Raw genomic sequence first — 634 nt, forward strand, 5'->3', positions numbered from 1 at the left:
GTTCCACGCCGCCTCACTCGGAGAGTTCGAGCAGGGCCGGCCGCTCATGGAGCGGTTGCGGCGCCGGCATCCCGAAAAGAAAATACTGCTCACTTTCTTCTCACCCTCGGGCTACGAGGTGCGTAAAAACTATGAGGGGGCCGATGTGGTGTGCTACCTTCCTTTCGACACGCCTCTCAACGCCCGCAAATTCGTCAGACTGGCGCATCCCGAAGCCGCTTTCTTCATCAAATACGAGTTCTGGCGCAATTATATTGATGTGCTCCATCGCGAAGGCATTCCCATTTACAGCGTTTCGAGCATATTCCGCGACAAACAGATATTCTTCCGCTCTTACGGCCGCAACTATGCGCGTTGTCTCAAGCGCATCACGCATTTTTATGTTCAGAACGAACGGTCGCGCGAGCTGTTGGCAAAACTCGGCGTGGAGGCCGTCAGTGTGGTGGGCGATACGCGCTTCGACCGTGTGGCTGACATACGCCGTCAGGCCCGCCCGCTGCCGCTGGCCGGAAGTTTCGCGGAAGGCCGTCAGGTACTTGTGGCCGGAAGTTCGTGGACACCGGACGAAGACATCCTCATCCCCTACTTCAACGGTAGGCTGGAGATGAAACTCGTGCTTGCGCCGCACGTGGTG

The 634-nt window shown here is 57.7% G+C and carries 1 protein-coding gene; it reads left to right on the forward strand.

The genetic code is table 11. The features are described 5' to 3' along the window. A partial coding sequence (locus C5S62_RS04320) for a 3-deoxy-D-manno-octulosonic acid transferase (protein WP_275541724.1) occupies nucleotides 1-634 on the forward strand: 634 nt, incomplete at both ends.

Origin of the sequence: Prevotella sp. MGM2 (assembly GCF_002933955.1) — a bacterium.
GTDB lineage: Bacteria > Bacteroidota > Bacteroidia > Bacteroidales > Bacteroidaceae > Alloprevotella.